The sequence below is a fragment of the Larkinella harenae genome (genome assembly GCF_054780515.1).
The window spans coordinates 40,422-56,249 of sequence record NZ_BAAGWE010000008.1; the positions used below are offsets into that span (position 1 = coordinate 40,422).

Genomic DNA, 15,828 nt, shown 5'->3' on the forward strand with positions numbered 1-15,828 from the left:
AAAACGTTGAGTACATAAACGTCAGGGAAAAGTCCTGACGGAAAAGAATTGAGCTGATCGCTGAAACGAATTCAGGTCGTCCCGGTGAGCAGAAGTCGTGATTCGGTAAAGTGTATACGTTGAGTCATATGTCTGTTCTAATGGCCGCGCCTACGGTGTAAAATGTCGAGAATTGTTGTACATCGATCGATTAAATAGGCTACAAAATCATAGGTTGAATTGCATTTTCTTCACACGGTCAAGCTACACACGCCGGAGTAATTTTGGGCAGAGAACACAAGAGACTCGACAACTAGGGAGGTAGTTGTCTTGCGTCGATCACCTAGTCGATACGCAAAAACTGAGCCATTCCTACTAGAATGGTCAAAATATGTCACCAAAATAATGATTTTGTATACAGGGCGACGCGATTAGGTAGTAAACAGCAACGGGCGGATTTGCCGGACACGGAGCAGGGTTTCGGTGTAGCGGGTGGGCGCAGGTTGAGAATTCGGTTGAAAAGCAATAAGTTGTCCTGTTTTTTATATTTACTTTGGTGGCACGGTTTCCGCCAGCCATAATCGTAATGCAACCGGAAACAGATCCTCTAACCCTTCAACCTCATATTGGCATGACAAACCCGATATTCTCCAGACGGGAATTCCTGAAGCGAAATTCATTGACCGGCTTTGGCGCAGTGCTAGCGCCTTCGCTGGTGACAAAAGGGCTCGGTAATCCGATCGCAACCGAGGTTGCCGGACCGGCGCTTCCTGCCGCGCTCTTAACTGCCGAGCCGCTTGCCCTGCTGGGCGGAAAACCCGTTCGGGCAAAACAGTGGCCCAGCTGGCCGTTGTGGAAACCCGAAACCGACGAACGCCAGCTGCTGGATGTAATTCGGAGCGGTGTCTGGTCGCGGGCCAATGTGGTCAATGAGTTTGAGGCCCAGTGGGCGGCTACCCTCGGTGTAAAACGCTCACTGGCCGTTGTAAATGGCACCAATGCGATTTTAACGGCCTTGGCGCAATTCGGCATTGGTGGTGGGGATGAGGTGCTGGTGCCGCCCTACACGTTTATTGGAACGGTAGCCCCGGTACTGGGGGTGGGCGCCATGCCGGTATTTGTGGATGTTGATCCCGAAACGTTTCAGCTGGATCCCGCCAAGATCGAAGCCCGTATTACACCCCAGACCCGGGCCATTATTCCGGTGCATATTCTGGGGTTGCCGGTCGATATGACCAAGATTCTAGCCATTGCCCAAAAGCACAATCTGGTGGTGATTGAAGACGCCTGCCAGGCGCATCTGGCCGAAATAAACCACCGGAAAGTCGGCACGTTGGGTCATGCCGGGTGCTTCAGCTTTCAGAATTCCAAAAACCTGGCGATTGGCGAAGGGGGCGCAATTGTCAGCAACGATGACGCGTTCATGGACCGTTGTTTTTCGTACCATAATTACGGAAACCCTTTCGGCACGGTTTCGGGCGTGATCGGAGCCGGTACGTTGATTCAGGGCAATAAGCAGCGGTTGACGGAATACCAGGCCGCTATCGGTCTGGCACAGCTCCAACGACTGGATGCCGAAACCACGCTCCGCAACGAAAATGCGGCCTATCTGAAATTGAAACTTCAGCAAATTCCGGGAATTGTTCCATATAAATTGTACCCAGACGTAACGCGGGCGGCTTTTCACCTGTTTCCCTTTCGGTACCAAAAAGAGAAGTTTAAGGGATTGCCGCGCGAGGTTTTCCTCCAGGCATTGGCGGCAGAGGGCGTTCCGTGCTCGAAAGGCTACGCGCCGTTGAACAAGATGCCGTACCTCGATGACGCCTTTCGGTCGAAAAACTTCCAGCGTATGTACAGCAAAGACCACCTGGATTTTAAATCCTACGTTGAACGGAATCACTGTCCGGAAAATGACCGTCTTTGTCAGGAAGAGGCTGTGTGGTTTACCCAGAATATGCTGCTGGGTAGCCGGGCCGACATGGATGAAATTGTCCGGGCCATCGAGAAAATTTATACCAACGCCGATCAACTTCTGAGCCGGAAATGAACGCACGACTACGACGGATGAGTTTGCTGGCTTTCTGGACGTTGGCCAGTTCGCTTAGCTGGGGACAGGGGTGGAAAGCGGGCGTGGCCAGCGTGGTTATTACCCCGCAGGAACCGCAATGGATGGCAGGGTACGCAGCCCGGACACACGCAGCCGACGGAAAGCTCCACGACCTATGGGCCAAGGTGTTGGCGCTGGAGGACGCAAAAGGAAACCGGGCTGTTCTGGTGACCACCGATTTGCTGGGGTTTCCCAAAGCGGTATCCGACCGGATTCGCGACGGGCTGAACCGGCAGCTGGGCTTGTCCCGGGCGCAGATTATTCTCAATAGTTCACACACGCATTCGGGCCCCGTACTGGCCAACGCGCTGTCTGATATTTATCCGCTCGATGCCCGTGAACAGGATCGGATTGAACGCTATACCCGCCAGCTGGAAGAGCGCATAATCGGTCTGGTGGGGCAGGCACTGCAAAAAATGGAACCCGCAGACGTATCCGCGCAAAATGGCGTAACCCGGTTTCAGGTCAATCGCCGGACGAACAAAGAACCGTCGCTGCGGGAACAGACCGAGCTGAGTGGACCAAATGATTACGCCGTACCCGTGATCAAGGTGATGGGTGCCAGCGGAAAACTCAAGGCCGTTGCCTTCGGGTATGCCTGTCACCCTACGGTTTTGGATTTGTATCAATGGTCGGGCGACTACGTCGGCTTTGCCCAGCTGGAGCTTGAAAAAGCCCATCCCGGCGTCACGGCGCTGTTTTTTCAGGGAGCCGCCGGAGACCAGAATCCGCTGCCCCGGCGAACCGTGCCACTGGCCCGCCAATACGGCCGGGAGTTGGCGGCTGCTGTGGAGCGGGTGCTCGACGAACCGATGCGCCCACTGGCCGCGCAGCTCCAGACCGCCTATTCCGAAATCGAACTGCCACTGGCACCGCCACCTGCCGATGCGGAGTTGGGAAAAATGAGCCGGGAAAATGAGGGTTACATCAAGCGCTGGGCCAGCCGGATGCTGGCGGAAAAGCAGGCCGGAAAACCGGTTCGGACCAGTTATTCGTATCCGTTGCAGGTGTGGCAACTGGGCAGTCAATCCTTGTTTAGTTTCGGTGGGGAGCTGGTGGTTGAATACGCCCTTGAATGCAAAAAACGGTTTGGGTCCGATGTGTTTGTGCTCGGCTATTCGAATGACGTGATGGCCTACATTCCGTCGGCTACGATTTTGCGGGAAGGCGGTTACGAGGGCGCTTCGTCCCAAATGGTGTACGGATTGCCGAGCATCTGGGCACCGGCGGTTCCGAACCTGATTGTACAGGAGATAACGCGGCTGGCCGGGCAGGTGGGTCTTCAACCCATCAAATAAATTCAGACTTTCTGCCATGCAGCAGCCGGTTACCTGGCTCGAAAAACAACGGGTTAACCTGATAAACCGGCGACGGGTCGCTACGTTTCTGTGATGAAAAACTAACGAGTCTTTGTGAAAACCGCCCGAGTCAGTTGGGCGGTTTTTCGGTTTTGGACGCTCGGTACTGGGCAAACCGTCAGGCCTGGTTCCTGTTTTTCTCAATTTTCATCCGGCGGTTTTGCTGCGTTTTCAGACACTTTTTTCTACTTTTGCACACCTTACAGGATCGCATTCCAATCTTCATCGACTTCTTATTTGTTAATGACCGGCCCGCATCTGGGGACGGTTTTTTTGTGCCAACGTAGCCGCAATTACCATTTCTTAACTCAATAGTATGATTGATTTATCACAGCAGCTGGAACGCTTATTTCCAGCCGAAGAGCAGATTCCGGAAGAGTTTCGGATCGATCCGGTACACCAGCGGGAATACCTGATCGATGGCGAACTCCGGTCCTGGAATGGACCAACGCAGGAAGTGGTCTCACCGGTTTTTGTGCACACGCCCGAGGGCCTGGTTCGGAAAGTGATCGGGAGTTATCCACTTCCGACGGACGATAACGAAGCGCTGGATGCGCTCGACGCGGCTGTGCGGGCCTTCGACAACGGCCGGGGCGAATGGCCGACGATGTCGGTAACCGACCGGATCGCGTGCATGGAGCGTTTCGTCGGGAAAATGATGGAGCAGAAAAAAGACGTTGTCAACCTGCTGATGTGGGAGATTGGCAAAACCCTGGCCGATTCGATCAAGGAGTTTGACCGCACCGTACAATATATCTACGATACCATCGATGCTTTTAAGGACCTCGATCGGGCGGGTTCACGGTTTCGGATTGAGGAAGGAATCATCGGGCAAATCCGGCGCTCTCCGTTGGGCGTGGTGTTGTGCATGGGTCCCTTCAACTACCCGCTCAACGAAACCTATACCACGCTGATACCGGCGATCCTGATGGGAAATACGGTTTTGTTCAAACCGCCGAAACACGGAACCCTGCTGCATTACCCGTTGCTCGAAGCCTTCCGAACCTCGTTTCCGAAGGGGGTTGTCAATACGGTGTATGGCCGGGGCGCTACGGTAGTGCCGACGTTGATGAAATCGGGAAAAATCAATGTACTGGCGTTGATCGGTTCGAGCCGGGTGGCCGACAGTTTGAAAAAAATGCACCCCAAAAGCAACCGGTTACGGGCGGTATTGAGTCTGGATGCTAAAAATGCCGCCGTTATTTTGCCCGGTGCCGATATCGAATTAACGGTGAAGGAATGCATGCTGGGTGCGATGTCGTTCAACGGGCAACGCTGTACGGCGTTGAAAATCCTTTGGGTACACCGGAGCGTTGCCGATGCCTTTTTGCAGCGAATGGGCGAGGAGCTGAACAAGCTCAAACCCGGTATGCCGTGGGACAAAGGGGCGCAGGTGACACCACTGCCCGAACCGGGCAAACCGGCGTACCTGGATGAATGCCTGCGCGATGCCGAAGCGCAGGGTGCCCGTGTGCTGAACGAAGGCGGTGGTACGACCGTGGAATCATTCGTGTTTCCGGCCCTGGTTTATCCGGTCAAAAGCGGCATGAAGCTGTACCGGGAAGAACAATTCGGCCCCGTGGTGCCGGTGGTTCCGTTCGACGACATTGAGGAGCCGATTGATTACATTATCAACGCCGATCACGGACAGCAGGTAAGCATATTCGGAACCGAAACCGCCCAGATCGGTAATCTGGTCGACCAACTGGTCAATCAGGTGAGCCGGGTCAACATCAACGCGCAGTGCCAGCGGGGGCCGGATACATTTCCGTTTACCGGACGAAAAGACTCCGCGGAGGGAACGCTGTCGGTGGATGATGCCCTGCGGTCCTTCTCCATCCGCACGGTCGTGGCAACGAAAGATACCGAGTCGAGCAAAAGCATTCTGAACGGTATTGTTGAGCAGCATCAGTCGGCTTTCTTGTCGACCAAATTTATTTTCTAACCAAAGCGGAAAACCGTCGTACGGCCAACCTGTCCTTTTCAAAAAGGGTCGGGCTGGCTGTACGACGGTTTTGGCTAATATTAATCCTGTTTTAACCCCTCAGCGCCTAAATTTAGCACATTCTGTGAACCCATCGGTGATGCTGTCTTGTTAACACAAATGACATTTTTGTTGTAAACAACTGCACCACCCGTATGGCTATAGAATTATTACCCATTGATCGGATCAAGAAAGCCGATAAGGACCTCTTTCAGCAATCCTATTTTAAGCCACACAAACCCGCCGTAATTCAGGATTTTTGCCACGACTGGCCGGCTTACACCAACTGGTCGTTTGAAAAGTTAAAAGAACGCGCGGGCCACCTGACGGTAGATTTGTACAATAACAAGCCCGCGGCCCCGGACAAGAGTACCATGTTTGTCGACGAACGAATGAATTTCGGGGCGTATCTGGACAAAATATCGTCGAATGAGCAGGTGGAGCTCCGAATTTTTCTCTTCAATATTTTCAAGCACATCCCTTCCCTGAAAAAAGACATTCTGAAACCGGATCTGGTCGACGGTTTTGCCATGAGTCTGCCGTTTATGTTCTATGGTGGAGCGGGGTCGGTGGTGCACATGCACTTTGACATTGATCTGTCCCACGTCTTCCTGACGCAGTTTGTGGGCCGGAAACGGGTGGTGTTGTTTGCCCCCGAATACACGCCGATGTTGTACCGATTGCCGTATTCGGTTATTACCTATACCAACGTCAACAACCCGGATTACGAAAAATACCCGGCTTTACAGCACGTCAAAGGGTATGAATGCACGCTGGACTACGGCGAGACACTCTACATTCCGGCCGGTTACTGGCACTATATCGAGTACATCGACGGTGGTTACGCCCTGGCGCTGCGCGTTCTGAACGAATCCTGGCTAAAGCGGATCGAAGGCGCCTGGAACTTGCTCGGTGAAATGCGGATCGATAACTTCATGAAGAAGTATTTTACAAAGGCGTGGTTTGAATACAAAAACCGGAAAGCCTTCGAGAATGCCAATGAAGCCATGAGGCATTTCGCCCAACCCGAAAAAATCACCATTTAGGTTTAAACCAGAAGTCATATCCCCGCCAGGTTTTGATAGCCTGGCGGGGATGATTTCGCAAAACGCTCTAAGCCCAATTTAGCAGGAAATGCTGGTCACCTTCGAGAACTACATCAAAGCGCAGGGCACCACCTTATCGGATGAGGAGATCAGGCTGGTTGGTGCCGCAGCGACGGAAAAAACCGTCCACCGAAAACAAACGTTGTTGCAGGCCGGGGATGTCTGTCGCTTCAAAATCTTTATTGTCAAGGGCTTTTTGCGGACGTACCGGGTTGCAGCGGATGGTAGCGAGCACGTGATGCAATTTTCGCCGGAACTGACCTGGATCACCGACGGCGAGAGTTACACGAATCGAACTCCGTCGGCTTATACGATTGAAACACTGGAAGATAGCCGGTTGCTACTGTGGAGCCGGGATGGTTTTGATGCGTTGCTTCGTCAGATGCCGGCCCTCCGGGAATTTTCCGAACAGCTTATTTCCCGGAATCTATACGCCAGCCGTAACCGCCTGTACAAGGCTATTAGCGCTACTCCGGCCGAAAAGTACGAGGATTTTGTGAAAAGCCATCCCGGTATTCTGTCCCGCTTGCCGTTGCGCATGGTGGCATCGTACCTGGGGGTTTCGCTTAAAACCCTGACGCGCATCCGGCAGGCCCAACTTCAGCGCCCCGTAAAATAGGGACAAATGTCTTCTTTTGCCGCCCGGACATTCCGCAACTTTGTCGAATAAACGCACAGATGATGAATACCATTGTCCTGTCAAGGTCAGCGTATGTGTCATCCACGAACCAATTAACTCAGTAAAACTATGCGAGTATTCGTCACAGGAGCCACGGGCTTTATTGGCTCCGCTATTGTCCAGGAATTAGTCCGCTCAGGGCATCAGGTGATCGGGCTTGCCCGTTCCGAAGCTGCTGTCCAGGCGCTTACGCAAAACGGGGTCGTTGCCCTGAGGGGCAGTCTGGAAGACGTTGACCGTTTAAAAAAAGGAGCGGCTGAGGCCGATGGGGTTATTCACACGGCCTTCATTCACGATTTTTCGAACTACGGAGCGGCCGCCGAAACAGACAAACGGGCGATTGAAGCCATCGGCGCGTCATTGGCTGGCTCAACCCGCCCGTTCATTGTTACCGCCGGTATGTTAGGAATTCGCGCCGATGGAGGTTACATCACCGAAGACGATCGGGCTTCCGGTTCGCTACGGGCCTCCGAAACAACGGCAATGGCATTGGCGGAAGCTGGTGTTCATGCATCGGTTATTCGGCTTCCGCCCTCGGTCCACGACGTTGGAGACTACGGTTTTGTTCCCTTTCTGATTAACACGGCCCGCGAAAAAGGGGTGTCAGCTTACGTGGGCAATGGAAACAACCACTGGCCTGCCGTGCACCGGCTTGATGCGGCCCTTCTGTTTCGGCTGGCATTGGAGAAAGGAACCCGCGGGGCGCGGTATCACGGCATTGGGGACGAAGGGATTCCCGTTCGGGAAATTGCGGAAGTAATCGGTAAGCAACTGAATCTCCCCGTTGTGTCAATCTCCCCGGAAGAAGCAGACCGCCATTTCGACTGGATGGGCCGCTTTATTCAGTTCGATAGCCTGGCCTCTCGCGAAAAAACAAGCGAACGGCTGGGTTGGCAACCCGTACACTCCGGCTTGTTGGAAGATCTCAACGCCGGGCATTATTTTGGCCGCTGACACCCGAAGGATCTGGTAAACTTTATCCTGCGTATAGGGGATAAAGTTCATCCGGCTTGTAGCGGCATTTGATGAGGGGCAAAAGAGAGGGTTGCCAGCCGGGCCGGATTGGGGAGATGGGGTTAATTCACTGGTAGCCAGATTGCCAGCCGAAAAGGTGGGGGTGTGGGTACAATCCGCTTACTTTTTCTGAAGCGTTTGGAAGGGTAGAATCGCATAAGGATGTATCTTTCGTACCTAGTGAATCCTTCAACATCCCATGAAAAGACGTAATTTCGTTAAAGCCTCCCTGCTGGCTGGTTCGGCCGGTATGATGAGTCAGGCAAATGCTGGTGCCTTGCCGCAAACAACTGCACCGGAATTTTATGAACTCCGAGTTTATACCCTGAAAAATAACAAACAACAGAAAGTGGTTGAAAACTACTTTCAAAATGCGCTGATCCCGGCCTACAATCGGTTGGGTGGCAAAACCGTGGGGGTTTTCACCGAATACCTTCCGCAGAGCCAGACCAAATTGGTGGTGGTGATGCCTTTTACGTCGCTGGATGATTATTTTGCGTTGCCGGACAAACTGAGCAAGGACACGGCCTATCAGCAAGCCGCAGCGGAATACCTGAATGCCCAGGCCACGAACCCGGCTTATGAACGCATCGAAAGCTCACTGTTGAAAGCCTTTGCCGACATGCCCAGGCTCGAAGCGCCCGAGAAAAAACCGCGTATTTTTGAACTGCGTCGGTACGAAAGCCACAACGAAACCGCCGGTAAGAAAAAAATCGAGATGTTTAATGAAGGCGGAGAAATCAAGATTTTCAAACGGGTGGGACTAACACCGGTGTTTTTTGGCGAAACGTTGATTGGGCCGCTGCGTCCGAACCTGACGTATCTGCTAACGTTTGATGACATGGCAGAGCACGACCGCAACTGGAAAGCATTCGGGAGCGATCCCGACTGGAAGAAAGTCAGCGCCCTGCCCGAGTACGCCAACGACCGGATTCTTTCCAACATCACCCGCCTGTTTCTAATTCCGACGGCTTTTTCCCAGATTTAGCAGAATTTCAACAAATCCCTGCGAAAAAGACCCCGGGGTAGGTATCAAATTGGCTTGTTTGGTGATAACGGGTAAATAAGGGTAACTTCTGTACCGTTTACACATATTCGACTACTTATAGTTATCCTAAGTGATATAACTATATCGTTTTTCTTTGCAAAAAGAGAGTTTATGATATAGATTTGTCATATCGAATAGCAGAACTTTATCACTTGTAGTCGTATGCAACCTATTCAATCCCGTATCTGGGACGGTCAGAAAATGCTCTACCTCACCGGGCTTCCCATGACCCCCGAGCCATACCTTACCATCTGGCTACAGGAAGCCATTGCCCTGGTTAGTCAGGTTCCGCCAACGGAGTTAGAAATGAACCAGACCACATTTTCCTGGCGGCTGATGCGGACCATCGGGCAGTCGGACCGGCAGGGAATTTTGCTGTACGAATGCGATCTGGTGGAATGGGATGGTCGTATTTTTGAGATCGGCTGGTCAAACCACCGGTGTGGATACGCCCTGTTCCAGCCGTTAGGAACGCGCGAATTTCCGGCCTTTTCCCTCAGCGCCCTGCACGCCCGTCAGCTGCGGGTGTTGGGCAATCGCTACGAGAGCCCGGGTCTGCTGCAACAACGGTATTTGTCGCAGATTGCGGCCTGATTTCGGAAGGTTACAGTGCAAAGCTGGTTTGATTCGGATCCGTTTAACGAAAGGGACGTGTTCAGGTCGGTGAAGAGGAACCGGTCGATTTGTAATTCGCTGGGAGCGAATTACAAATGGCGGCCCAGGGGCACATCCCTGGGCCGCCATTTGTAGTTTTTGATCTCTACCTGAGGTTCGGAGGTTGCTGCGTCACAACTTATTTTTGGCAAAAACGGTATGTCGGGCCCGATTTTGTCTTATACAGGTAATTCAAAGGACTTTTTTGTTTTCCGATTTCCTGACCAATGATTCAAATCAACAACGCCCTTCAACCGGCCGACTTTTCTACCCGACTTCAACAGTTCTGGGAGCTATCCGCCCAAAAAATCAATCTCATTGACAGCCAGTATGATACCGCCAAAGGTTCGCCGGTTTTTACGGTTCAGGGGCAATACACCACCCGGGGCTGGACCGAATGGACCCAGGGTTTTCAGTTTGGTTCGTCCATTTTACAGTTCGACGCCACCGGCGATTCGCATTTTCTGGAAACCGGTCGGCAAAAAACGCTGGCGGTGATGGCACCCCACATCAGCCACATTGGCGTTCACGACCACGGTTTCAACAACGTGAGCACCTACGGGAACCTGCTGCGACTCATGAACGAAGGGAAAACCGACTTCAACGAGTGGGAAAAGAATTTCTACGAGCTGGCGCTCAAAATCTCCGGGGCGGTGCAGGCCAGCCGCTGGACCAGCGTGAAAACTGGTGGTTTTATTCACTCCTTCAACGGACCGCATTCACTCTTTGTGGATACCATCCGGTCCTGCCGGGCCGTGGTGCTGAGTCATAGCCTCGGCCATGTTTTTCAGGGCGAAGGTGATGTGGTCATCAACCTGCTTGACCGGGCCTTGCAGCACATGAAAGCCACCGCCGAATACTCCGTATTTTACGGAGAAGGACGCGATACGTACGATTTGTGGGGCCGCACGGCGCATGAAAGTGTGTTCAACACCAAAGATGGTAACTTCCGTTGCCCCAACTCCCAGCAGGGATACACCGGTTTTACAACCTGGACACGCGGACTGGCTTGGGCCATGTGCGGTTTTGCCGAGCAACTCGAATACCTGAGTACCTTCGACAAAGAGCAGCTCGAATCGTTTGGCGGCTGGCCGGTTATTGAAGCGTATCTGCTGAAAGCAGCCCGGGCTACCTGCGACTTTTACATTGAACATACGCCGACCAACGGGATTCCGTACTGGGATACCGGCGCACCGGGTCTGGCCCATATGGGTGATTACCTCAGCCGGGCGGCCGATCCCTACAATGATTACGAGCCGGTAGACAGCTCGGCGGCTGCCATCGGGGCGCAGGGATTACTGCGGCTGGGTAAATACCTTTCCGAAAAAGGGGAAATCGAAAACGGCCTCAAGTACTGGCAGGCAGGGCTGACGGTCCTGGATTCGCTCCTGTCTGAGCCTTACCTGAGCACCGATCCGACCCACCAGGGGTTGTTGCTGCATTCGATTTATCACCGGCCCAACGGCTGGGATTACGTGCCGGAAGGAAGTAAGATTCCGTATGGAGAGTCGAGTATGTGGGGCGATTACCACGCCCGCGAACTAGCGCTTTACCTCCAGCGCGTTCTAAACAACGAAAAATATTATACTTTCTTCGGCGCTTTGTCATGAACGAAACCCCGCAACCTGAGGCAGAGGGCCGGGAACCGTCGTTCACGGACTTCTCAAAATTGTGTGTCCACACGATCACGACCAAACCGTGGTCGGTGGAAGAAGCCGCCGAGCATTTTGCTCTTTCCGGCATCGGCGGCATTACGGTTTGGCGCGACGCGTTGGCCAATCGCAACATTCAGCAAACCGGTCAGCTGCTGCGCGACCATAACCTGACGGTTGTTTCGCTCTGCCGGGGCGGTTTTTTTCCGCACCTCGAAGCCGGTGGCCGCCAGGCTGCCATTGACGACAACCGCCGGGCCATCGACGAAGCTGCCGAGCTGGGTGCCCCCCACGTGGTGCTCGTCTGCGGAGCGGCACCGGGTCAGCCGCTGACCGAATCCCGCAAGCAGATTCGCGACGGGATTGCCGCCCTGCTGCCCCATGCCGAAGCCAATGGAGTAAAGCTGGCCATCGAACCGCTGCACCCAATGTATGCCGATAACCGTTCGGCCGTCAATACGTTGGGGCAGGCCAATGACATGGCCGAGGAGTTGAATTCGCCTTACGTGGGCGTGGCCGTCGATGTGTATCACCTCTGGTGGGATCCGAACCTGGAAAGGGAAATTGCCCGCTGTGGGCAAAACGGGCATCTGTTCGCTTTTCACATCTGTGACTGGAAGACACCGACGCTGGATTTGCTGAACGACCGGGGATTGATGGGTGAAGGCTGCATCAACATTCGCCAGATCCGGTCGTGGGTCGAAGCGACGGGGTTCAACGGTTTCAACGAGGTCGAAATTTTCTCAAACCGGTATTGGGCGGAGGATCAGGCTGAGTTTCTCGGGAAAATCAAACACGGTTATTTATACCATTCGTAGCACTGCATCCATCCCCACGGACCAAACCGTTGAGCTGATGGGGAATCAAACGATTTTAACTAGTTAGTTTTTAACCATCTATTACTCGTGAAAGAACACAAAGTTGGTATTATCATGAACGGCGTAACCGGTCGGATGGGTACAAATCAGCACCTGTTGCGTTCCATTGCTGCCATCATTAAGCAAGGGGGCGTCAAAGTCGGACCGGACGAGGTAATCATGCCGGACCCGATTCTGGTGGGCCGGGATAGTAATAAACTCGAAAAATTGTGCCAGCAGTCGGGCGTTCAGAAAATGACGACCAACGTGGATGAGGCCCTGGCCGATCCGCACAACATCATTTATTTCGACGCCCAGACCACAGGCCGTCGGGCCGAAGGCGTCCGCAAAGCCGTAGCCGCCGGAAAACACGTTTACTGCGAAAAACCCACGGCGGTCAGCACGGAAGTGGCCCTGGAGCTTTACAATCTTTGCAAAGAAGCCGGACTCAAAAACGGCGTGGTTCAGGACAAACTCTGGCTGCCGGGCTTACTGAAGCTGAAACGCCTGATTCAGAACGGATTCTTCGGAGAAATTCTGTCGGTGCGGGGTGAATTTGGCTACTGGGTCTTTGAAGGGCATACCATCCCGGCCCAGCGACCTTCCTGGAATTACCGCAAGGAAGATGACGGCGGCATTATTGTCGACATGCTGTGTCACTGGCGCTACGTGCTGGACAATGTATTTGGGAAAGTGAAATCCGTATCGTGTCTGGGCGCTACCCATATCCCGGAACGCATCGATGAGCAGGGAAAACCGTATACGGCCACGGCGGACGATGCGGCCTATGCCACGTTCGAACTGGAGGGTGGAGTGATCGCGCAATTCAACTCATCCTGGACCACGCGCGTTCGGCGGGATGATTTGCTGACCTTACACGTGGATGGAACGAAAGGGTCGGCGGTGGCTGGTTTGCGGGAATGCTACATCCAGCATTACGGCAACACGCCAAAACCGGTCTGGAACCCCGACATTGAGCAGCCGATCAAGTTTTTTGAAGGTTGGGCCAAAGTGCCGGAGCAGGAGCCGTTTGACAACGCGTTCAAGGTTCAGTGGGAATTGTTCCTGAAACACGTCGTCAAAGACGAACCGTTTCCCTGGGACCTGCGGGAAGGCGCAAAAGGCGTGCAACTGGCCGAAAAAGGGCTGGAAAGCTGGGAAAAACGGTGTTGGGTGGATATTCCGGAAGTAGATTAAGCTGTATTCGATGAAACGAGTTGCATTGGTAACCGGCGGGAGCCGGGGAATTGGATACGGGATTGCGGAACACCTGGCGAAGGCCGGTTTTGACCTGGTCATCAATGGGGTACGGCCCGAAGAGTCGGTCGGAGATGCCCTGGCCGGTTTGCGGGCGCTGGGGGCTGAGGTGATCTATTGCCCTGGCAACATTGCCTCCCGGGAAGATCGGACGCGGATGATCGACCAGATCAAAAGTCATTTTGGCCGGTTGCACGTGTTGGTCAACAACGCGGGCGTTGCGCCGAAAGAGCGCCGGGATATTCTGGAAGCCACGGAAGAGAGCTTTGAGTACGTGGTTTCGACGAACCTGCAGGGCGCGTATTTTCTGACGCAGGCTGCGGCCAACTGGATGATCAGCCAAAAAGCGGATCAGGCGGATTTTACGGGGAGTATCATCAATGTTTCGTCCATCTCGGCAACGGTGGCCTCGTTAAATCGGGGAGAGTACTGCATTGCAAAAGCCGGACTGAGCATGGCCACGCAGTTGTTTGCCGCCCGGCTGGGTGAGTTTGATATTCCAGTGTTTGAAGTTCGACCCGGTATTATTCGTACCGACATGACGGCGGGCGTCGTCGGGAAATACGACAAGCTGATCGACGAAGGGCTGACCATCCAGAAACGCTGGGGTTTTCCTGACGATGTGGGCCGGGCCGTGGCCGCACTGGCCCGGGGCGACTTTCCGTACTCGACCGGTCAGGTGATCATGGTCGATGGCGGGATGACGATACCGAGATTATGATACCGGTTGTTACACAGGATTTATCGGAGAAAACCAGAGGTGATCGGGGAACTCCGATACATCCTGCGTAACAGCAAAATGAGAGCTTCCTAAATCCCTTAAGCGCATGCAAAACGACTCCCGACGTACCTTTCTGAAAACCGCAGCCACCGGTTCGCTGGCCGTGCTGGGTTTGCCCACCATCATTCCGGCGCACGCGTTTGGCGCCAACGACCGCATTCGTGTGGCCGTCATCGGCGTCAACGGACGCGGAAAAAACCATATTGCCGGATTCTCCAATTTGCCCAACGTAGAGGTTGTAACGCTCTGCGATGTGGACAACGTAGTAGCCGCCGGGCAGGCGGCTGAGTTTGAGAAAAAATACGGCCGCAAGGTGAAAACCGAGCAGGATTTGCGCAAAGTATACGACGACAAAAACATTGACGCCGTCAGCATTGCAACGCCCAACCACTGGCACGCGCTGGCGGCCATCTGGGCGTGTCAGGCCGGGAAAGACGTATACGTCGAAAAACCGGGCACGCACAACCTGAAAGAAGGCCGGAAGTTGATTGAAGCGGCCTCGAAATACAACCGGATGGTGCAACACGGCGTACAGTTGCGCAGTTCGACGGCTATTCAGGAAGCCATCAAACACCTGCGCGAGGGCCTGATCGGAAAGGTCTACATGGCCCGGGGACTGGTGTATAAGTGGCGCCCTGATATTGGTAACCAGGGCAACAGTGCGGTTCCGGATGGGTTGAACTGGGATCTCTGGCAGGGACCGGCCAAAGCGCGGACCTTCAGCAAGAACTACGTTCATTACAACTGGCACTGGTTCTGGGACTACGGCAACGGCGATATTGGTAATCAGGGAATTCACGAAACCGATCTGGCGATGTGGGGCCTGGACGTAGGGCTACCGGAAGAAATCAGTTCGGCGGGTGGAAAATACCTGTGGAAAGACTGCAAGGAAACGCCGGAGGTGCTGACGTCGACGTACAATTACCCGAAAGAAGGCAAGGTAATTCAGTTCGAAGTGCGCCCGTGGATGACCAACAAGGAAGACGGCGTTGAAGTGGGTAACCTGTTTTACGGCGACAAAGGCTACATGGTCATCAATGGCTACAACGACTACAAAACTTTTCTGGGCAAGGAACGCACCCCGGGACCGGCGGGGCACGCGGGTGGAGATCACTACCTGAACTTTATCGAAGCCGTACGGTCGCGGGATAAAGCGAAGCTGAACGGGCCGGTTGAAACCGCCCACCTGTCGTCGGGGCTGGCTCACCTGGGAAACATCGCCTATCGATTGGGCCGCCAGTTGAAATTTGATCCGAAAAAAGAAGAATTTATCGGCGATTCGGAAGCCAACGCGCAACTCACTCGCCAGTACCGGGCACCCTACACGCTGCCGAAGCAAGTATAGTTTTTGG

General features: G+C 53.8%; 13 protein-coding genes. All 13 read left to right on the forward strand.

The annotated features are described in order from the left end of the window. Window positions 1-610 precede the first annotated feature (610 nt). The 13 genes from ACYVH9_RS26155 to ACYVH9_RS26215 all read left to right on the forward strand — a co-directional run bounded on the left by ACYVH9_RS26155 (window position 611) and on the right by ACYVH9_RS26215 (window position 15,821). A complete protein-coding gene (locus ACYVH9_RS26155; protein WP_460639384.1) occupies window positions 611-2,026 on the forward strand; it encodes a DegT/DnrJ/EryC1/StrS family aminotransferase in 1,416 nt (471 codons plus the stop codon). Then, entirely contained in the window at window positions 2,023-3,384 is a 1,362-nt protein-coding gene (locus tag ACYVH9_RS26160) for a neutral/alkaline non-lysosomal ceramidase N-terminal domain-containing protein (RefSeq protein WP_460639385.1), read from the forward strand. The genes ACYVH9_RS26155 and ACYVH9_RS26160 overlap by 4 nt, the downstream gene beginning before the upstream one ends. Before the next feature lie 376 nt (window positions 3,385-3,760). Next, window positions 3,761-5,389, forward strand: a complete 1,629-nt coding sequence (locus ACYVH9_RS26165; protein ID WP_460639386.1) for an NADP-dependent glyceraldehyde-3-phosphate dehydrogenase — start codon at window positions 3,761-3,763, stop codon at window positions 5,387-5,389. A 194-nt stretch (window positions 5,390-5,583) separates the two neighbouring features. Then, window positions 5,584-6,474: a cupin-like domain-containing protein gene (locus tag ACYVH9_RS26170; RefSeq protein WP_460639387.1), complete on the forward strand. Its 891-nt coding sequence runs from the start codon at window positions 5,584-5,586 to the stop codon at window positions 6,472-6,474. Between the two features lie 88 nt (window positions 6,475-6,562). Continuing rightward, entirely contained in the window at window positions 6,563-7,153 is a 591-nt protein-coding gene (locus ACYVH9_RS26175; protein ID WP_460639388.1) for a Crp/Fnr family transcriptional regulator, read from the forward strand. A gap of 129 nt (window positions 7,154-7,282) precedes the next feature. Further along, a complete protein-coding gene (locus ACYVH9_RS26180) occupies window positions 7,283-8,167 on the forward strand; it encodes an SDR family oxidoreductase (protein ID WP_460639389.1) in 885 nt (294 codons plus the stop codon). A gap of 259 nt (window positions 8,168-8,426) precedes the next feature. Continuing rightward, window positions 8,427-9,215, forward strand: coding sequence for an NIPSNAP family protein (locus ACYVH9_RS26185; protein ID WP_460639390.1), 789 nt, complete (start codon window positions 8,427-8,429; stop codon window positions 9,213-9,215). Between the two features lie 222 nt (window positions 9,216-9,437). Further along, entirely contained in the window at window positions 9,438-9,869 is a 432-nt protein-coding gene (locus tag ACYVH9_RS26190) for a YopX family protein (RefSeq protein ID WP_460639391.1), read from the forward strand. Window positions 9,870-10,156: 287 nt separating this feature from the next. Beyond that, complete coding sequence (locus tag ACYVH9_RS26195) at window positions 10,157-11,539, forward strand: glycosyl hydrolase (protein ID WP_460639392.1); 1,383 nt, start codon at window positions 10,157-10,159, stop codon at window positions 11,537-11,539. After that, complete coding sequence (locus tag ACYVH9_RS26200) at window positions 11,536-12,399, forward strand: sugar phosphate isomerase/epimerase family protein (protein WP_460639393.1); 864 nt, start codon at window positions 11,536-11,538, stop codon at window positions 12,397-12,399. The genes ACYVH9_RS26195 and ACYVH9_RS26200 overlap by 4 nt, the downstream gene beginning before the upstream one ends. An 87-nt stretch (window positions 12,400-12,486) precedes the next feature. Then, the gene (locus ACYVH9_RS26205) at window positions 12,487-13,635 is read left to right on the forward strand and encodes a Gfo/Idh/MocA family protein (protein WP_460639394.1); all 1,149 of its coding nucleotides are present in this window, start codon (window positions 12,487-12,489) and stop codon (window positions 13,633-13,635) included. A gap of 10 nt (window positions 13,636-13,645) precedes the next feature. Next, window positions 13,646-14,416 (forward strand): 3-ketoacyl-ACP reductase, encoded by a 771-nt coding sequence (locus ACYVH9_RS26210; RefSeq protein ID WP_460639395.1) that lies wholly within the window; start codon window positions 13,646-13,648, stop codon window positions 14,414-14,416. A gap of 106 nt (window positions 14,417-14,522) precedes the next feature. Further along, complete coding sequence (locus tag ACYVH9_RS26215) at window positions 14,523-15,821, forward strand: Gfo/Idh/MocA family oxidoreductase (RefSeq protein WP_460639396.1); 1,299 nt, start codon at window positions 14,523-14,525, stop codon at window positions 15,819-15,821. The last annotated feature ends 7 nt before the right edge of the window (window positions 15,822-15,828 follow it).